The organism is Mesorhizobium sp. P2_A12 (assembly GCF_056405075.1).
Genome location: NZ_JBFUCU010000011.1, coordinates 46,108 through 65,834, shown reverse-complemented (window position 1 = coordinate 65,834; position 19,727 = coordinate 46,108). Strand labels below are relative to the sequence as shown.

The following is a 19,727-nucleotide window of genomic DNA, read 5'->3' as shown; positions in this document are numbered from 1 at the left end:
ATGACGGCAATCCCCATATCCGGCAACATAAGTGCCGAACGTCGTTCGCTGCTCGGCAAGTTGCTTGGCTCGGCCGGACTGCAGCCCCCCGCGTCAGGTGATCCGCTACTGTCGCCCCGCAGTCACGCTGGCCTGGCATCGCTTTCCTGGGCCCAGCAGCGCCTGTGGTTCATGCAGCGCCTCGCGCCGGCAAGCCCTTTCTACAATGTGCCTCTGAACTTGCCCCTGCGCGGGCCTCTGAACGTGGCGGCGCTCAAGCGCGCCCTGGATCACGTGATTTCACGCCATGCCGCACTGCGCACTGTGTTCACTGACATTGCCGGCGAGCCGATGCAGCAGGTGATGCCACCCGGCCCGGTGCCGATGCCGCTGCTCGACCTAATGCATCTTGAGCCGAAGGAACGCGAGAAGGCAGCGCGCCGCGAGGCCGGCGAACAGGGGCGGCTGACGTTTGACCTGCGGCATGGGCCCATGGTGCACGCGCGTTTGCTGCGACTGTCGATGCATGAACACTGGCTCCTGCTGACCCTGCATCACATCGCTTGTGACGGCTGGTCAATGCAGGTCCTGCTGCGCGAACTGGCTGCCGCCTATGGGGCGTTCGTCGCCAACCGGCCCTCCCCGCTGCAACCCCTGACGATCCAGTATGCCGATTTCGCCGAATGGCAGCGCCAGTATTTCAGCGGCGAGCGGCTGGAGACGGAACTGTCCTATTGGCGCCGGCAGCTCGCCGATCTGCCGCAATTGGCGCTGGTGCCGGACCGACCGCGTCCGGACGAGCCGAGCTTCGAAGGCGATTTCGAGGAGTTGAGCATCGGGGCCGCCGTGCTCGTTTTGCTGAAACGGGTGGCAAGCGAAGAAGGCGCTACGCTGTTCATGGTGCTGTTGGCAGGCCTTGCCGCGTTGCTGCAGCGCTACACCGGCGACGAGGACATCGCGATCGGCGCCCCGATCGCCAATCGCACGCGGCCCGAGGTCGAGGCGCTGATCGGTTTTTTCGTCAATACACTCGTGTTTCGTATCGACGCCAGTGGCAGGCCGACCTTCCGCGAACTGGTGCGCCGTGTGCGGCAGACCGCGCTCGATGCCTACACACATCAGGACATGCCCTTCGAGAAGTTGGTCGAAGCGCTCCAGCCCGAGCGCCAGCCTAACCGCAATCCGTTGTTTCAAATCGGGCTGGTGCTGCAGAACGCATGGAACATCGATAGCGGCAGTGCACTGCCGGCTCAGGATTCGGTAGTCTCCATCGAACGCGGGACCTCGATTTTCGATATCGCATTCCACCTGCATGAGCATGCCGGCGGGATTTCCGGAGGCATGGAATACAGCACCGCGCTGTTCGATCCCCAGACGGCCGCGCGCATGGTCAGGCATTTCTGCTTCCTGCTGAACTCGGCGGCGGCAGACCCCGACCAGCCGATCGATACGATCGCGATGCTCGACCGGGACGAGCGGAACCGGTTCCGGCACGCTTCCGAGGGCAAAGCGGTCGCCTTCGACGAGACGCCGCTCTGCCAGCAATTCGAGCGCTTCGCAGCGAACGCACCTGACCGTATCGCACTTGCCGGCCCCGCGGGCACCTTCACATATGGGGCGCTTGATCAGCAGGCTGAAAAACTCGCCGCCGGACTTGAGGAAGCCGGCGTTCGGCCGGGCGAACCGGTACTGTTGCTGCTCGACCGCTCCCCTGCGGCCGTGGTCGCGATGCTCGCCGCGCTGAAGGCAGGCGCGGCGTTCGTACCTCTCGATATCGATCTCCCGATCGAGCGCTTGCGCTATATTGCCGAGGATACCGGGGCGCGCCACGTCCTCACCGAGCCTGCGGCGTGGGAGCGCGTCGAGGGCGCGCTGTCGTTGCTCGAATGCCGGCCACTTTTCGTCAGCGCAATGGCGCGCGACCCCACCACTGCCCCGCGTGCAGCTGAGCGCGCATCAGGTGAAGTGGCCTACATCATCTACACTTCAGGCTCGACGGGTCAGCCGAAGGGCGTGGTCATCGGGCAGCGTGGACTGGCCAATGTTCTGGCGGCCCAACGACGACTGCTCGACACGACGGCGGAAAGCCGCGTGCTGCAGTTCGCCTCGCTCAGCTTCGACGCCGCCGTGTTCGAACTCGGCCTCGCCCTCGGCGTCGGCGCCACGCTGGTGATCCCGGGAACGGAGCAACGCATGCCCGGTCCCGGGCTCGCCCGGCTGATCGACGAGGCGCGCGTCACCCACGCGGTGTTGCCGCCTTCCGCGCTGTTCGCGTTCGATGCATCGGGGTTGCGAACTCTCACCACGCTGATGGTGGCAGGCGAAGCCTGTCCGGCCTCGATAGTGGCACAATGGGCGCCCGGCAGGCGCTTCTTCAACCTGTACGGCCCCACGGAAACGACCATCTGGGCGACGTGGCAGCGATGCGAGGATTTTTCGCGCGCGCCGACCATCGGTGTGCCGATCGACAATATGCGCGCCTTCGTCCTCGATGCGCACGGAGAGCCGGTTCCGATCGGCGTCCCAGGTGAGCTCTGTCTGGCAGGGATCGGACTGGCGCGGGAATATCTTGGCAGGCCGCAACTGACGGCCGAGCGGTTTGTCGAGCTGCCGCTGGGCAATGGCCCTGTCGAACGAATCTATCGCACCGGCGACCGCGTGCGATTGCTTGCCGACGGGCGCATCGACTTCATCGGCCGCATCGATCGCCAGGTCAAGCTTCGCGGTCACCGCATCGAACTCGGCGAAGTCGAGGCGGCATTGCAATCGCATCCCGAGATCGCCGAGGCGGCGGTCGCCGTGCGCGAGGTCGGCGCTGGAGATGCGCGTCTCGTCGCATACGTGGTGCAGCGCGACGACCCGCGCGCACCTGACGCACAGTTCGAGAGCGCAGCTTCCAGCGAGCAGGTGGAACACTGGCACCGCATCTACGATGAAACCTACGGTACGATCGCGGAAGCTACCGACCCGGCATTTGTGATCGATGGCTGGAACAGCAGCTACACGGGCCTGCCGCTCGACGAGCGGACGATGCGAGAGTGGCTGGCAAGCACGGTTGAACGATTGAATTCTCTCGCAGCCGAGCAAGCCCTCGAAATTGGCTGCGGCACGGGGTTGCTGGCTTTTCGCCTGGCACCCAAGGCCCGTCGCTATGTGGCAACCGACATCTCGCAAGGCGCGCTTGATCATATAGCCAAGCATGCGGCCGGCACCGGGATCAAGGGCATCGAGTTCCGTCGTTGCGCAGCGCACGAGGTCGCGGCCCAATCGATGGATGCGGTGGACCTGGTGATCCTCAATTCGGTCGTGCAGTACTTCCCGAGCGAACGCTACCTGATCGACGTGATAGGCGCCGCGTTGTCGACGCTGGGTACCCGCGGCACCGTATTCATAGGTGATGTGCGGAGCCTGGCGCTGCTGGAGTGTTTCGCAGCCTCCGTGGAGTTGTACCGGGCCGAGTCCGACCTGCCGCTGGCCACCTTGCAGGAACGTGTGGCGCGCCGCCTGGGGCTGGAACAAGAGCTGGCGGTCGATTCCGAATTTTTCCTCGCGCTGGCAGCGGATTTCCCCGGCATCCGGGCCGTTGAAATTCTGACCAAACCGTGCCGTGCCGATAATGAGCTGACGCTTTTCCGATATGACGTCATGCTCCATGTCGGCTGGTCGCCCGAGGTTGTGGAGGCGGGGGACACCTGTGACTGGGCGAGCGTGGGCAGCGCCGAAGCGCTGCTGCGGACGTTGCGGGCACTTGACGGGAAAACCCTGCTGGTCGCCGACATTCCAGGCCGAACCGTCGCAGCCGAGATGCTCGCCGCCGCGGAGGTCATGAGCAGCGATGGATCGCGCTGCGTCGGTGATCTGCGCTCGAACGCAGGACAGGTGACCGTGCAGGGGCTTGACGCCGACCAGTTGCTCGCTTGCGCAGCCGAAGCCGGCTGCAAGGTCGAGCTTCATGTTGCGGGACGCCATGCGACCGGTCACATCGACGCCGTGTTCCGTCCGCTCGCAATGAACCGGGCGGGCCGCGGGCCGATCCCGCGGCGGACTCTTGGAGGCGGCGCCGGGCACCGGCGGCGCTGGACCAACAACCCGCTGCAATCCGCCTTCGCGCGCAAGATGGTGCCGCAGGTCCGCGCCTTCCTTGCCCAGCGTTTGCCGGCCTACATGATCCCGGCGCGCTTCCTGCTGCTTGACGCGCTGCCGATGACCGCGAGCGGCAAGATCGACCGCCACCGCCTGCCGAAGATAGACGGTATGCGGCCTGAACTCGGAGCTGAGTACGTTGCCCCGTCGACAGCCGCTGAACTGCGGCTCGCCGCCATCTGGGGCGAAATATTGCGGCTTGAGCAGGTAGGCATCAACGACAATTTCTTTGAGCTCGGCGGTGACTCCATCCTCGGCATCCAGGTGGTCAGTCGCGCTGGTGAAGCGGGGCTGTCGATCGAGCCGAACGACATCTTCGTCCACAAGACACTGGCCCTGCTCGCTCGCGCCGCGAAGCCGACCGAATCCGTTGAAGAGAACGTTGGCGAAGAAGAGGACGTTGGGGGGTTCGCCCGTCATATCAAGGCGGAGGATCTGGTCACGTTGATGTCGCGCCTCAACCGTGGGCAGGGAGGCCAAGATTGAACACGAACAGCGTTGACGTTGAAGACTTCTGGCCACTGGCGCCGCTCCAGGCGGCGATGCTGGTCGCCAGTCTGCGTGCGCCGGAAAGCGGCGTCTTCATACAGCAGGAGGTGATGTCGCTGCCGGAGCCCGTCGATGCGCACGCGTTCCAGACGGCGTGGCATGAACTGGTTCGGCGCACGCCTGCACTGCGCACATCCTTCCATTGGCAAGACCTTGAGCAGCCGGTACAAGTTGTTCACCGTCACGTCGCACTGGCTTTCGAACGACTCGACTGGCGACATCTCGACACGGCCGCCTTCGAAGCTCAGCTGGCACAGTATCTGGGGGACAGCCGCCGGGCGGGCTTCGTGCTCGATCGTCCACCCTTGATGCGGTTGGCGCTGATCCGCGGCCGCGCCGGCCAAGTGAGATTTGTCTGGCAGTTCCATCACATCCTGCTCGACGGATGGAGTGCGCAACTGCTGGCAACCGAGATGATCGAACACTATCGCGCGCTGGTCCGCAACGCGCCCTACCAGCCTCCGGTGCGACGCTCGCTACGCCACTACATCGACTGGCTGGCCACGCGCGACCTCGAAGCCGCGCGCGAGTATTGGGCCGATCTGCTTCGTGGCTACGACGAGCCGGTGGAGATTGGCCTGCCGCGGCCACCTGGCCGAGCGGCTCTTGCAGATGCAGACACCGAGGTCAGCGGCAACCTCGATGCAGAGGAATCGGAGCGGCTCAGGGCGTTCGCACGCCAGCACGGCCTGACGTTGAACACCGTGCTGCAAGGTGCGTGGGCTTTGCTGCTCGGCCACTATACGGACCGCGACGATGTGGTTTTCGGTGCCGTCGTTTCGGGCCGACCGCCAGAGGTTCCTGGTATCGAGCAGATGATTGGTCTCTTCATCAACGCAGTCCCGGTGCGGGTGCGCGTGGATCCGCAGGCAGCATTGGTGCCATGGCTCAAGGATTTGCAGAGCGCGCAGGCACGCGGCTCGGCTTTCCACCACCTCGACAGCGCCGAACTGCAACGCTGCTGCGAGATCGCCCCCGACCGACCTCTGTTCGACACGCTGGTGGTGTTCGAGAATTTCCCGCAAGCAGCGGCGAAGCTTGAATCCACGACCGGCGGCGTCGACTTGGCGCGTGCCAATGTGCCGCTCAGCTTGCTCGCTATTCCGGGTGATCGGCTGCACCTCAAACTGCGGTTCGACCGCAGCCGCTTCCATGGCGATGACATGGGAGCTCTTATCGAGCATCTGCTCACCCTGTTGCGGGGCATATGCGCTGCGCCCTTTGCAACTCTGGCGACCTTTTCGCCGCTCTCCGATGCTGAACGCCGGCGGCTGATCGAAGAACCAAACATCGGCGATGCCGATGCGTGCGTGGATCTGGATCCGCTTGAACTGTTGCGGGGTCTGGCGCACGACAAAGGCGCGGCTCCCGCCTTCATTGCCGACGATCGCGTGCTCGACTTCGACACTTTGGAGCGCGCGTCGTCGCGGCTCGCACGACGGTTGCGCAACCTAGGTGTGCATCGCGGCGTGCCGGTCGCCGTGTCCGCACCCCGCTCGTTGGAGCAAGTTGTGGCCTTCTACGCTGTGCTCAAGGCGCACGGTGTCTATCTGCCGCTCGATCCGGCCTATCCCAGGCACCGCCTGGAGCAGATGGTGGCGGACGCCAAGCCGGCCGTGCTGCTGGCAACCGGCTCAACGCCGCCGGACGGACCGGCGACCGTGATCGACATCGGCGACGTCCTAGAGCCCTGCAGCGACGATGCGGCAAACGACGAACCGGTCCGTTGGCGGCGCGACGACCCCGCCTACATCGTCTTCACATCGGGTTCGACGGGCCGGCCGAAAGGAGTGCTGGTTCAATGGGGCCAGGTGTCGAACCGGCTCATCTGGATGTGGCAGGTCTATCCCTTCGGCGCGAACGAAATGGCCTGTCAGCGTACCGCAATCAATTTTGTCGATTCGCTGTGGGAGCTGTTGGGCGCCACGCTGCGCGGTGTGCCGACCACGATCGTTTCCGAGCAGATCGGAACGGATGCTTCCACGTTGATCCGCCTGCTGGCATCGCGCGGCGTCACACGGCTGTGGCTGGTGCCGTCGCTGCTGAAGATGATGCTCGAAGCGCAACCGGACCTCGGGCGGCACCTGCCGCACCTGCTGTTCTGGGTTTGCACCGGCGAGCCGCTCCCGGTAGACCTCTACCACCATTTCCGCCGACACCATGCGAAGGCCACGCTCTACAATCTTTACGGGACTTCGGAAATCTGGGACGCCACCTGGTTCGACCCCGATCAAGAACCTCCTGTGCTGGCCGTCGTCCCGATCGGCCGACCAATCACCGGCGTGCGTGCATATGTCCTCGACAGCAAGCTGCGCCCGGTTCCGCTTGAGGTGGCGGGCGAGCTGTACATTGGCGGCGCAGGTGTCGCGCTTGGATATCTCGGGCCTGCCGAACTGACGCGTGAGCGCTTTGTGACCGACCCTTTTGCAGGCAGAAAAGCGGCACGAATGTACCGCACCGGGGACCTGGCCCGGGTGCAGCGCGACGGCTTGATTGTTTGCCTCGGCCGGCGCGACCAGCAGATCAAGTTGCGTGGTTTCCGGATCGAACCGGCCGAAATCGAGGCGGTTCTTTGCCAAGCCCCCGAAGTCAGCGATGCCATGGTCGTGCTGCGGGATGATCGCCTCGTTGCCTACGTCGCCGCGCCCGCTTCCAGCTTCGATGCCCGGCGATTGTTGGCTGGGTTGCGGGAACGGCTTCCGCACGCGTTCCTGCCGGCGGTCATCGTGCGTTTCGATGCGCTGCCGCTGACGCCCAACGGAAAGCGCGACAGACTGGCGCTGCCGCCGCCGGGAGAACTGCCGGATGCTGGCGATGCGAATCCGGTGCTGCCATTTGAGAAAGAGGTCCAGGCGTGTTTCGCGCAGGTGCTGCAGCTGCATTTGGTGACGCTTGACGCAGACTTCTTCCTCGATCTCGGCGGGCATTCGCTGGCGGCCTTGCGCGTCAGTTCACGACTGTCACGCCAACTCGGAACCGATGTGCCGGCGGGAGTCGTGTTTGACCACCCGTCTGTCCGCCAGCTTGCCGGTTGGATCGCGGAGCGCCAGGCCGCGACTCCGGAAACCAGCGACGACGAGCTGTTGGAGCTGTTGACGTCGCTGCCAGCGGCCGAGCGCGAGGCGCTGCTCGCCTCACGAGAACCAGCGGAATCGAGAGGGGCGCCTTGAACAGTCTGCAAAACCGTATCACCGCAATGACCCCGGAGCAGAAGCGCTCGCTGCGCGAGCACCTCATTCGGGTTCGGCCGGCGCAAGAAATCCCTGTCCAGCCGCGCGACGGACGCGACTTCCCGCTTTCACACTCGCAAGATCGCCTGTGGTTCCTCGACCAACTCGTTCCGGGCAATCCCTTCTACAATATCTCGATTGCGCAGAGGCTGCCGTTTGTCCCCCTCCGGCGTTACCTGGAAAAGGCACTGTCGGCGGTGGTCGCCCGTCATGAGGCGCTGCGCACCGTGTTCCCGCTCGTCCGAGGGCAGCCGGTGCAGCGCATTCTGCCTGCAACGACCATGCGATGCGAGATCGACGACCTCAGCTGCGAGCCGGATCCGGAGGCGCGCGCCGCGCAGATTGCCTCGGCTGCCAGCCAGCAGCCCTTCGACCTTGCCGAGGGCCCGCTTCTGCATTGTCGGCTGTTGGAGCTTTCTGCCGGTGAATCACTGCTGCTGCTCGTGATCCATCACATCGTCGCCGACGGATGGTCGCTGGAGAAATTGCTGGCCGAAATCGGCCAGGTCTATTCCGAGCTGTTGACCGGCAGGCTTCCGTCTCTGCCACCATTGCCGGTGCAGTATGCCGACTTTGCCGTCTGGCAACGCGAGGCAATGTCCGGTGAACGGATGGCTCAGCACCGCAAATACTGGGTGCAGCGGCTGGAGGGCATGCAGCAACTCGAGCTGCCCACGGACCATCCTCGTCCCGCCCGGCCAAGTTATCGCGGGGCGCGCGCACCGATCACCATCGACGCAGCCGCAACCGCGGCCGCCGAAGCACTGGCGCGCCGCCTGCACACTACACGCTTCACCGTGCTGTTTGCCGCTTTTGCCGCGCTGCTGCACCGGCTCGCGGGACAGGACGAGGTGACCATCGGCACTCCGATGGCGGCGCGTCCCTATTCCGAGCTCGAAGACGTCGTCGGCTTTTTTGCAAATACCGTGGTTTTACGGCTGGATTTCAGCGGCGGCTGCAGCTTCGACGAAGCGGTGGAACGTACGCATGCCCGGCTCCGTGAAGCGCAGAACCATCAGGACCTGCCTTTCTCCATGGTGGTGGCGGCCCTCGCGCCAGAACAGGATCTGTCGCGCAACCCGCTGTTTCAAGTTTCGTTCCAGGTGCTCTCTTCCAGCCAGGTGCGCAGGACGATCACGGATGCCGCGCCAGCGTTCAACTTCGCGCGTGGCACTTCTGCCTTCGACCTTACCCTGCAGCTTACCGAAACGGCATCGTGCCTGGTCGGCGAACTGGAATACGCTACCGATCTCTTTCAGCAGGCAAGCGCCGAACGACTGGTGGAGCGCTTCCTGCGACTGCTTTGCGCGGCACTGGCCGATCCCGAAGCGTCGGTGGCAGATCTGCCGCTGATGGATGCCGCCGAACTGCGTCAGTTGGAAGCCTGGTCGCGGGGCCCTGTGATGCCGTCGGCCGAAACCGACCTGTGCGGGCTGTTCGAAGCACAGGCGCGTCTTAGCCCGGACGCAGTCGCCTGCCAAGCACCCGACGGACGCCTCAGCTATGCGGAGCTCGACGGCGGCGCCAACAGTCTCGCTTATCAGCTCATAGCGCACGGCGTGGAGCCCGGCGATTGCGTGGGGGTCGCGATCGAGCCGTGCACGTACCTGCCGATGGCACTGCTCGCCGTGCTCAAGGCCGGCGCTGCCTATGTGCCGCTGGGGCCTGAATTGCCAGTTCAGCGCGCCCGCGACATGCTCGTCGATGCAGGGGCGACGGTGCTTCTTGTTTCCAAGGGCACGGAATCCGACTTGCAAACGGGGCTCACCTCGATCGCGGTGGATCGCGAACCACCGCAACCCGGCGTACCGCCCCCGAAGGTGCGGCGCGACACCGAGAGCCCGGCCTACATACTGTTCACTTCCGGTTCCACCGGACGGCCCAAGGGCGTCTCGGTGCCGCATCGTGCATTGCTCAACTACCTCCGCTGGTGCATGAGCGTCTATCCGGTTAACGATGGCGAAGGGGCACCGCTGTGCACTTCGATCACCGCCGACATGTCGGTCACCACGCTTTTCGTGCCGCTCTTGTGCGGCAAGACCGTGTTCTTGCTGCCAGCCGGGGGAGGCCTCGAAGCGCTCGAGGAAGCGCTTCACTCGGGCCGGCGCTACAGCTTTGTCAAATTGACCCCGAGCCACCTCGAAGGTTTGCGCCAGCTTGCCGGAGGGCGGGCGCCCGCCTGCGCAACCGGCTGTTTCATCGTTGGGGGCGAAGCCTTGCACGGCGAGACGCTGGAGCCCTGGCGCACGCACATGCCGGGATTGCTGATCGTCAATGAGTACGGGCCAACAGAAACCACGGTTGGTTGCTGCGCGCATTTTCTGCGCGCCGGCGACATTCGACCGGGCCCGGTGCCGATTGGCCGTCCAATTGCCCTCACGCGGTTGAATGTGTGTAACGGGTCCGGTGCGCCGGTCCCGGTCGGCGTGGTTGGCGAACTGCGAATTGGCGGTGCCGGAGTTGCGCTGGGCTATGTCGGCCAGGCCGGTCTCACCGCGGAGCGTTTCGTACGCGGACCGGACGGAGCCCTGGTCTACCGTTCAGGGGACCGAGTGCGGCATCGTCGTGATGGCACGCTCGAATACCTCGGCCGCGCCGACAATCAGATCAAGTTGCGTGGCCACCGTGTCGAGCCAGATGAGGTGGAGGCTGCACTGCGCACACACCCGGCGGTGGCTGAAGCGGCCGTGGTACTTTATCGCGCCGGTCCGGGTGATGACCGACTGCATGCGGCAGTGCTGCTTTCGCCGGGGTGCGACCTCGATCAGGCCGACTTGCCCGAGGCTTTTCGCAGCCATCTCCAGGATAAACTGCCGCCGTTCATGATCCCGAGCGCCTTCAAGATCGTCGAAGAGATCCCGCTCACCGCCAATGGCAAGGCAGACCGCGATCGTATCGCCGAGATGCTTGCCGGCGCCGCCCCGAGGCAGCGGCGGCGCGTGGCACCGCAAAACGCCCTTGAGACATTGCTCGTCAGGTGTTTTTGCGACGTGTTGAAGGTGCCGGAAGCCGGCGCGACCGACGATTTCTTCGCCGATCTCGGAGGCCACTCGCTCCTGGCTACGCGACTGGTTTCGCAACTGCGGGAGCTGTTGCAGATCGAGATTCCGCTGCGTCGAGTGTTCGAGGCCCGATGCGCACGCGAGCTTGCACGCGCGATTGCCCCTGACGAGTCGGCACGGCAGCGGCTGGAAGCGGCCGCAGCCATCGTGCTGCAGGTGCTTGAAATGAGCGATGCCGATGTACGCCAACAATTGCATGAGCAAGGAGATGGCGCATGCGTGTGATGCTAGATGTATTCTCCGGTCGTCCCAACCCGACATGGCAGGTGCCGCCGGCTTTGGCCCAGCATTTCAGGCAGCTGATGTCGCGCCAGGGCGGGCCGGTCTCTGCCACCCCGATGCCGGCGCTTGGCTACCGCGGTCTGCTCGTCGGGAGTGGTCCGGAAGACGCCGACGCGCCAGCAGCCTTTTATGTCGGCGTGCCACCGCTTGCGACAGTGGAGACCAGAGAGGGGCTCGTCTCCGCACGACGGGCGCGGCTGCCGGATGACGAGCGCGAGGCCGTTTTGGCGCTGTTGGAAAGCGCCCGACCGATCGTTGCGCGTACAGTGATCGATGAAGCAGCGCGCTCCGTCGAATGGCGGGGCGACGGGGTGGCACCACGTGCTGGCCGCAGCGCCGCGCTACGCGCCAGCCACGCGGACGCGGCCACAGCTGCCGAACAGCCGGAGGTCGGCCCGCCCTGTGAGCCGATCCTCGCCGCTTATAGCCCCTGGTTCTGGAACACAGCTTCCGTGCGCCTTCGCAACAATTGCTACAATTATGCCAGCAACTATGTTTCCAATTTCGTGGCGCAGCCCGGACGCAGGGTTGGCCGCCAGTATGACGAGTTCAGCTGCGAGGCGGTTGCGCGAGCTGCAATCGCCGATGGGTTCAGGGCCAACTGCGACGGCCCGGCGCGGCTGGCGGCGCTGGCTGTTTGGCCGGGACACGATTTCCATTGGTACCGCTCGCATGGCGCCTTCTGGGCCCACAAACTGGGCATCTACAGTGCCCGCAACATCGACAACCAGGGCCGCGTCATCGCCGGCGCACTGACGCCGGCGACGTGCGACCGCGGCCCCTACACACAATTTTGCAGTTATCTGTTCGTACCACCGGGCGTGGAGGTCTTGTAGTGCGCGTGGTGTTGGACATGTTCTCTGGCAGGCCGAATCCTTCGTTCGGGCTGGCACCCATTGAGGTCGCGGAACTGGCCGGCCGGGCGCGGGCGTTGTCGGTTCCAAGCGCCGCGCCAGCCAGGCCTCAGGCGGGCTGGCGAGGGTTCGTCGTCCTGGGTGACGGCCTGCCCGGTTCGGAGCCGATCTGGATGCGCGTCAAAGAAAAGGTGGTCGAGATGCAACGTGGCGCCTGGCAGGACAGCACCGGTATCGAGGTATTGCTTGAGGCGTCTGCGCGACGTCATGGCTATGGCGCGTTGCTGGATGAAGCGCGCAAACGGACCAACTCTGGAGCTGTGTCATGAACCCGGAGCAACAATCGCCTTGGCAATGGACCCATGACGGTCCCCAGCTTGACTTCGCCCGTGCTTTCGCGCGCTTTCGCGGCGTCCTGGAATCTGCCTGGACCTCGCCAGAGGATGGCGCGGCCGTTGCCGAGACCTTCGCCCGCTGTGCCGAGGCGATGCAGGAGCCGCTCCAGGCCCCCGAGGCGGCGGAACGCATAGCTCAGTCATTTGCCACCTATCACGAGGCGCTGCGTGCAGCGACACTGACGCCGGAAGCGCGAAAGATGGTGAGGGAGGCACTGCACGAATACGTGGCCGACCTCATCAAGGCCTGGGCTGCGGTCCCGCCTGACAATTTGGCGGCTGCGGATCTTGTGGCGATCGCGCAAAGCATGAGCTGGATCGCCAATGTGGCGGTCGACATCGAAAATGCCTGAGCCGCCGGACGTCGGCAAGGTCGACTTGTGGCTGCTCGACGTGCGGCCGTGCATTGCGGCAGAAGCCGATGCGCTGGAGCTGCTCGACGATGAAGAACGCGGGCGCGCGGAGCGGCTGCGTTGCCCACGGGCGCGGGCACAATTCGTGCGCACGCGAGCGGGATTGCGCCGCATCCTGGCGAGTTACCTGGCGGTGCCGCCACGGTCGGTCCCCATTGCGTATGGCGCTCAGGGCAAGCCTCGGATGCCGTGCGGACGGTTGCGCTTCAATGTTTCGCATGCGGGTGGGGCGGCGCTCCTCGCATTTGCATCTGAGTGCGAGGTCGGCGTCGATCTGGAACGCATCGAGACCATCGATGCCGCCGAAATCCTGACGACATGGGCATCGCCACGCGACTATGCCGCCTGGAGAGCCGCCTCCCCCGGCGACCGCCTGGCCGCCCTCTACCGCGGCTGGGTGCGCAAGGAGGCCATTCTCAAGGCGTGGGGTTGCGGATTTTCCGTGGCGCCTCAAGAGCTCGACGTACCCATGAGTGCGACGGCCGGGGAACATATCGTCGTCGGTACGGCCTTGCACCGACCCAACTGCCGAGTGCTCGATGTGCCGGTAGGCAGTTCCTGGACTGCGGCGCTCGCAGTCGAAGGCGGGGCACCTTGTACGGCCTCGTTCATGGTCCAGCCTGCGTAAGACCGACCCGGCTGTCTCGAAAGATGCGAAGCAATTTGGTTCTGGAGAACAGCTTTCCTTGACGGGAGCGGCTAAGCCACCAATGTACGGAGGCCATCTTTGTCTGCAGGAACTTTTGCTTATGACAGCCTCGATCTACGATATTCCGTTCAGCCGCGCCGACGGCTCAACCACAAGCCTTCGTGCATATACCGACTGCGTCCTTTTGATCGTCAACGTCGCCTCCAAATGCGGCTACACCAAGCAGTATGATGGGCTGGAGGCGCTCTACGGGTCGTACCGCGAGCGTGGCCTGGTGGTGCTCGGCTTTCCGGCCAATGACTTCGCCGGCCAGGAACCGGGCACCGACGCCGAAATCCAGGAATTCTGCCGGCTGACCTATGGTGTCGAATTCCCTGTGTTCGCCAAGATCGTAGTCAAGGGACCCCAGAAGCATCCGCTCTATCGAGCGTTGATCGAGGCGCTGCCGAAGGCTGTCTTCCAACCCGGAAGCAAGCTGGCGGCCCGGATGGCGGGGAAAGGTGACGCGCCCGAACCCGACGAGGTGAGTTGGAACTTCGAGAAGTTTCTGGTCGACCGCAAGGGATCGTTGTCGCCCGCTTTGGCTCCGACACCGAGCCGCAGGACGAGGCGATCGTCGGCCCTCTCCGCAAGCTCCTGGCGGTGTGACGTAAGATACAGCCCTTTGGTGCGGCCCTTCCATGGCTGCGTGCTGCAAGGTTCTTGGCACCGCTGCGTTGCAGCTTCAGCGGTAAAGCCACCCATCTAACCCGAGGAGAGTAGGCCATGGATCTGCAACTGGACGGAAAACGCGCCCTGGTCACCGGCGGCAGCAAGGGAATTGGTCGTGCCATCGCCCGGCAATTGGCCCTGGAAGGCGTCGATCTCGTCATCGCCGCACGCAACGTTGCCGATGTGGACATTGCCGCGCGCGAACTGGCTGCAGAGACCGGACGCAAGATCGTCGGACTGACCGTCGACACGCAGGACGACAGCTCGGTCAGAGCGCTGGTGGCCGCAACGGTCGCGGCGCTCGGCGGCCTCGACATTCTGGTCAACGCCGCGGCCAAGCCGGGCGGACAGGCACCGCCGCCGAAACTGGCCGAGATCACCGACGACCTGTTCTGGGATGACGTGAACGTCAAAGTGATGGGCTATCTTCGCATGGCGCGCGAGGCTGCTCCTCACATGGCTGCCGCGGGCTGGGGCCGAATTATCAACATAAGCGGCCTCGCGGCTCGCCAGACTGGCTCGATCATCGGCTCGATCCGCAATGTTGCCGTCTCTGCCCTGACCAAGAATCTCGCCGACGAATTGGGCCCGAAGGGGATCAACGTGACGGTGGTCCATCCTGGCCTCACCCGCACCGAAAAGACCGCTCCCCTGGTCGCCGCCCGCGCGGCTTCGGCAGGCGTTTCGCCCGAGGAGATCGAACAGCGTCTTGCCGCCAATGTCACGATCGGTCGCCTCGTCGATATGGCCGAGATCGCCGACGTCGTTGCATTCCTCGCTTCGCCGCGAAGCGTTGCCATCAACGGCGACGCGATCGCCTGCGGCGGCGGGGTCAAGGGGCCGATACACTATTAGCCGGCAACGGCCGGCGGCTGTTGCGGTCGGCTACTTGTGCATCAAAAATTCTCCACCCAAGGCCGCAATTCGATCTCCCACGTCCAGGCGCTTCGATGCTGCTGATGGATCGCGAGATAGGCTTCGGCGATCGCGTCCGGCGAAAGCCAACGGTCGGGCTGGGTCGAGTCCGGCGACCGCACCGGGTCGCTGGATGCTATGCCGCCATCGATGACGAAATGCGCCACGTGGATGTTCTTTGGCGCAAGCTCGCGCGCCATCGACTGCGCCAGCCCACGCAGGCCAAACTTCGGCATTGCGAAACCGGCAGAATTGGCAAAGCCCTTGACGCTGGCCGTGGCTCCCGTGAACAGGATCGATCCGGCGCCTGCGGCCTGCAACCGACGTGCTGCTTGCTGACCGAACAGAAAGCCGCCATAGGCACCCACGAGCAGTGCTTTTTTCACCTCCTCCGGATCGAGATCGGCAATGCCGCCGCGCACGCGGCCGGCCGCATTGAAGATCGCCAGCGAGAGCGGGCCGATGCCATCCACCGCACGGAACAGGTTTTCCACCGACGCCGGGTCCGACACGTCGGTTGAGATCACCTCGGCCCCGGTCTCGGTGGCAAGCGCCTCGAGCTTCGCAACATTGCGCGCCGCCAGCACCAGCTTGAATCCTTGGCGGCTGAATACCCTCGCCAACGAGGCGCCAAGGCCGTATCCCACGCCTGCGATAACGGCAACTTTGCTTGTCATGGTTTTCTCCGGCGTTGCGCCTTTGTGATGGGGATAAGCCCTCAGTCAGGCAGATGAATAGCTCGCTGGTTGTAAAGGATCTTGCGGATGTGGGCCTGTTCCTCCGGCGTAAGCTTGCTCTGGTCGGTTGACAAGTCCGCGCCCACCGCAAGGCCGCGCTGCACGCCCGGGCGCGCGCCGACCTCCTCGAACCAGCGTTTGAAATGCCTGAACTCATTGATGTCCTGGCCCTGTGCCTGCCAGTTGACGGTCCAGGGATAGCTGATGATATCGGCGATGGTGAAGTCTTCACCTGCAAGGTAGCGGCGATCGCGAAGTCGCATATTGAGGACGCCGTAGAGCCGGTTTGCTTCGTCGGTGAAGCGGCGCACCGCATACGACTGGTCGCCTTCCCTGTCGCCCAGCCTGCGGAAATGACCCGCTTCTCCCAGCTTCGGCCCCTGGTTGGCCATCTGCCATATCACCCATTGCGCGACATCGTACTTGGTGCGCAGGTCCTGCGGCCAGAGCTTGCCGGTCTTCTCCGCAAGATAGAACAGGATCGCGCCGGACTCGAACACGCCGACGGGCGCGCCGCCGTCTTTCGGTTCGTTATCGACGATGGCCGGCATGCGGTGGTTGGGATTGAGCTTTAGGTATTCAGGCGTGAACTGGTCGCCATGTGAGATGTCCACGGGCTTCAATGTGTAAGGCGTGCCTGTCTCCTCCAGGAAGATCGAAATTTTCTTGCCGTTGGGCGTCGGCCAGTAATAGAGATCGATCATGCTGCGTCCTGCCTGCGCTGTTGGGGAAGCGGCATCAGCTTCGCGCCATTCGCTCATAGGCAAGCTAGACGAAATCGAGATCCGGTTCACGAAGCGACGATCTACGGATGCACGATTTTGAGGAAAAATTGTCTGTATGAGGACGGAGGCTGAGCAAGCGTCAGGACGCGCTTGACCGTGGCCCGCGAGCAGCTACGGCACCAGCGCCGCCTAAGCCGGAATAAACACCGTCAGCCTGATGCTGGATAATGGACAATTTGCTTACGTTAGTCGTGCTCGCGTCGTGCGCGGCGTGGCCAGGAGCAGGCTCGTTTCGCTGCCCGTTATGCCGGCAATCAATCGGATGCGCCGTAGCACAGCATCGAAATCAGTCAGTGATGCCGTCCCGAGTTCGACCACCAGATCCCACCGGCCATTGGTGGTGTGGATGGTCGAGACTTCCGGGAAGCCGCCCAGCGCCCGGACCACGCGGTCGGCGGCATGGCCCTCGATCTCGATGAGCATGATACCGCGGATGCGCTGATCGACGGCGTCGGCGCGCAGCACCACCGTGTAGCCGATGATGTCGCCGGACCGTTCCAGCCGCTCCATACGCGCCCTGACCGTGGCGCGTGAGACGCCGAGATCGATAGCCAGATCCGACACGCTGCGCCGCGCGTCATGCCGCAGCAAGGTTACGAGCCGTTCGTCCAGCGTATCCATCAGCTTACCATTTTGACCAGTTCTGCTGCCAATACGATAAACAATGCATTTCGAATTGCCAATTCTGCCTGTTCATATCGCCGGCTCGCCATGGTTCTCTCACGGCATTCGAACTTGGCCGTGGGAAAAACAATGCGTTGCAAAATCGTCGGGGCACCGGTGCAGGACGGCGCCGGCAGAATGGGCTGCGAAATGGGGCCGAGTGCGCTCAGGACCGCCGGACTTGTTGAAGTGCTGTCCGGCCTCGGCCACGCTGTCGAGGATATGGGCGCCGTACAGGCGATGCCGGCGAGGCGCATTTCGCATGGCAATCTGGCGCTGAAGGCCTTGCCCGAAATATCGGCCTGGACATCCGCCATTGCCGCGGCCGCCTACGCGGCGAGCGAGGATGCGATGCCGATCTTTCTCGGCGGCGACCATTCGATCTCGGCAGGGACCGTGTCGGGCCTCGCCCGCCGTGCCGGTGAGACCGGGCGGCCGCTGTTCGTGCTGTGGCTCGACGCGCATCCGGACTTCCACACGCTCGACACCACCGCCAGCGGTAATCTGCACGGTGTTCCGCTCGCTTACGCCAGCGGCCAGCCGGGTTTCCACGGCTATTTTCCGGATCTACCGGCAGCGGTCGATCCCAAGCGTATCTGCACGATGGGCCTGCGCAGTGTCGACCCGGCCGAGCGCAGCGCGCTCAACCAGGCGGGCGTGACCGTGCACGACATGCGCGCCATCGACGAGCATGGCATCGCGCCGCTGCTGCGCGCCTTCCTGGCGCGGGTGTCTGATGAAAACGGGCTGCTGCATGTCAGTCTCGACGTTGACTTCCTCGACCCGTCGATCGCGCCCGCAGTCGGCACCACGGTTCCCGGAGGCGCGACGTTCCGTGAGGCGCATCTGGTGATGGAGATGCTGTCAGATAGCGGCCTCGTCTCCAGCCTGGACCTGGTCGAACTGAATCCCTTTCTGGACGAGCGTGGCCGCACCGCGACGCTGATGGTCGACCTGACCGCGAGCCTGATGGGCCGCCGTATCATGGACCGGCCGACCCGCAGCCATTCCGGGAGCTTTTGATCATGACCACGGCAAAGCTGAACATCGTCCCCTTCGTCAGCGTCGACCGCATGATGAAGCTGGTGAATGTCATCGGTGTCGAGCGCTTCCTGACCGAACTCGCTGGCTACATCGAGGAAGACTTCCGTCGCTGGGACCTGTTCGACAAGACGCCGCGCATCGCCTCGCACAGCCATGACGGCGTCATCGAGCTGATGCCGACAAGCGACGGTCGCCTCTATGGCTTCAAATATGTCAACGGCCATCCGAAGAACATGCGCCAGGGCTTGCAGACGGTCACCGCCTTCGGCGTGCTCGCCGATGTCGGGAGCGGCTATCCGATGCTGCTCACCGAAATGACCATCCTGACCGCACTGCGCACCGCCGCCACGTCCGCTGTCGCGGCCAAGTATCTGGCACCGAGCGGCTCGCGCACGATGGCCATCATCGGCAATGGCGCGCAATCGGAATTCCAGGCGATCGCCTTCAAGGCGCTGACCGGCGTCGATCGGCTGAGGCTGTACGACATCGACCGGTCCGCCTCGCGCAAATGCGCCAAGAACCTGGCTGGCATGGGTTTTGACATCACCATCTGCGAAACCGGGCAGGAAGCGGTCGAAGGTGCCGGGATCATCACGACCGTTACCGCCGACAAGCAGTGCGCCACCATTCTCACCGACAACATGGTCGGCTCCGGCGTCCACATCAACGCTGTCGGCGGCGACTGCCCCGGCAAGACCGAACTGCATAGGGACATCCTGCTGCGCTCCGACATCTTCGTCGAATTCCCGCCCCAGACACGCATCGAGGGCGAGATCCAGCAGCTGGATCCCGACCATCCGGTGACCGAGCTCTGGCAGGTGATTGCCGCCAAGGCGCAAGGCCGCCGAGACGCCAAGCAGATCACCCTGTTCGATTCCGTCGGCTTCGCGATCGAGGATTTTTCCGCGCTGCGCTATGTGCGTGACCAGCTGCAGGCGACTGGCCTCTATGAGGAACTCGACCTGCTCGCCGATCCGGACGAACCGCGAGATCTGTTCGGCATGCTGCTAAGAGCGGCCATGCAGCCGGCAGCATAACGAGGCTCGCCCCGAGAACAGCAGGTCCCTGCCTTGCCAGCCGAGCCGGATTTCCTTTTACGTTTGAACAGAAGTTTAGACGTTCAGGAAACTGGATCGAAGGTGCGAAAGACAATTCTTTACGATCCGTTAACCGCGTCGATACTTTGGCACAAATTTCCGTTACGGAAGCCAAAAACCAGGTGCATTGGTCGCCAATCCGTTTTAGTTTACATTCTATAAATGCGTTATTCGGCGAAGTTGACTTTGAGTTAGCCACGCTTTTTGTGGTGGATCCTC

Annotated in this window: 14 protein-coding genes; 11 read left to right on the top strand and 3 right to left on the bottom strand. The window is 64.0% G+C overall.

The features are described from left to right. The 9 genes from AC1DZU_RS22045 to AC1DZU_RS22005 all read left to right on the top strand — a co-directional run bounded on the left by AC1DZU_RS22045 (nt 1) and on the right by AC1DZU_RS22005 (nt 15,122). Entirely contained in the window at nt 1-4,608 is a 4,608-nt protein-coding gene (locus AC1DZU_RS22045; RefSeq protein WP_477288300.1) for a non-ribosomal peptide synthetase, read from the top strand. Beyond that, nucleotides 4,605-7,841: an amino acid adenylation domain-containing protein gene (locus AC1DZU_RS22040; RefSeq protein WP_477288298.1), complete on the top strand. Its 3,237-nt coding sequence runs from the start codon at nt 4,605-4,607 to the stop codon at nt 7,839-7,841. The genes AC1DZU_RS22045 and AC1DZU_RS22040 overlap by 4 nt, the downstream gene beginning before the upstream one ends. Further along, nucleotides 7,838-11,188: an amino acid adenylation domain-containing protein gene (locus AC1DZU_RS22035; RefSeq protein WP_477288296.1), complete on the top strand. Its 3,351-nt coding sequence runs from the start codon at nt 7,838-7,840 to the stop codon at nt 11,186-11,188. Before AC1DZU_RS22040 ends, AC1DZU_RS22035 begins: the two co-directional genes overlap by 4 nt. Next, on the top strand, nt 11,179-12,081 hold the full coding sequence (locus AC1DZU_RS22030) for a hypothetical protein (RefSeq protein ID WP_477288294.1): 903 nt from the start codon (nt 11,179-11,181) through the stop codon (nt 12,079-12,081). The genes AC1DZU_RS22035 and AC1DZU_RS22030 overlap by 10 nt, the downstream gene beginning before the upstream one ends. Beyond that, the gene (locus AC1DZU_RS22025; RefSeq protein ID WP_477288293.1) at nt 12,081-12,428 is read left to right on the top strand and encodes a hypothetical protein; all 348 of its coding nucleotides are present in this window, start codon (nt 12,081-12,083) and stop codon (nt 12,426-12,428) included. Before AC1DZU_RS22030 ends, AC1DZU_RS22025 begins: the two co-directional genes overlap by 1 nt. Beyond that, the gene (locus tag AC1DZU_RS22020) at nt 12,425-12,847 is read left to right on the top strand and encodes a hypothetical protein (protein WP_477288291.1); all 423 of its coding nucleotides are present in this window, start codon (nt 12,425-12,427) and stop codon (nt 12,845-12,847) included. Before AC1DZU_RS22025 ends, AC1DZU_RS22020 begins: the two co-directional genes overlap by 4 nt. Continuing rightward, nucleotides 12,840-13,535, top strand: a complete 696-nt coding sequence (locus AC1DZU_RS22015) for a 4'-phosphopantetheinyl transferase family protein (protein ID WP_477288289.1) — start codon at nt 12,840-12,842, stop codon at nt 13,533-13,535. Before AC1DZU_RS22020 ends, AC1DZU_RS22015 begins: the two co-directional genes overlap by 8 nt. Nucleotides 13,536-13,656: 121 nt before the next feature. Next, nucleotides 13,657-14,304 (top strand): glutathione peroxidase, encoded by a 648-nt coding sequence (locus tag AC1DZU_RS22010; RefSeq protein ID WP_477288287.1) that lies wholly within the window; start codon nt 13,657-13,659, stop codon nt 14,302-14,304. 17 nt (nt 14,305-14,321) lie between these two features. Next, complete coding sequence (locus tag AC1DZU_RS22005; RefSeq protein WP_477225656.1) at nt 14,322-15,122, top strand: SDR family oxidoreductase; 801 nt, start codon at nt 14,322-14,324, stop codon at nt 15,120-15,122. A gap of 41 nt (nt 15,123-15,163) precedes the next feature. On the opposite strand, the gene AC1DZU_RS22000 is transcribed toward AC1DZU_RS22005, so the two are convergent. The 3 genes from AC1DZU_RS22000 to AC1DZU_RS21990 form a co-directional block, all read right to left on the bottom strand. Next, entirely contained in the window at nt 15,164-15,859 is a 696-nt protein-coding gene (locus AC1DZU_RS22000; protein ID WP_477288285.1) for an SDR family NAD(P)-dependent oxidoreductase, read from the bottom strand. 41 nt (nt 15,860-15,900) lie between these two features. Then, entirely contained in the window at nt 15,901-16,623 is a 723-nt protein-coding gene (locus tag AC1DZU_RS21995; protein ID WP_477288283.1) for a glutathione binding-like protein, read from the bottom strand. Nucleotides 16,624-16,884: 261 nt separating this feature from the next. Continuing rightward, nucleotides 16,885-17,325 (bottom strand): Lrp/AsnC family transcriptional regulator, encoded by a 441-nt coding sequence (locus AC1DZU_RS21990; protein WP_095197976.1) that lies wholly within the window; start codon nt 17,323-17,325, stop codon nt 16,885-16,887. 132 nt (nt 17,326-17,457) lie between these two features. Between AC1DZU_RS21990 and rocF the strand changes: the two genes are divergently transcribed. Both rocF and AC1DZU_RS21980 read left to right on the top strand, forming a co-directional pair. Continuing rightward, entirely contained in the window at nt 17,458-18,390 is a 933-nt protein-coding gene (gene rocF, locus AC1DZU_RS21985; protein WP_477288281.1) for an arginase, read from the top strand. Between the two features lie 2 nt (nt 18,391-18,392). Then, nucleotides 18,393-19,448, top strand: a complete 1,056-nt coding sequence (locus tag AC1DZU_RS21980) for an ornithine cyclodeaminase (protein ID WP_477288279.1) — start codon at nt 18,393-18,395, stop codon at nt 19,446-19,448. Nucleotides 19,449-19,727 lie beyond the last annotated feature (279 nt).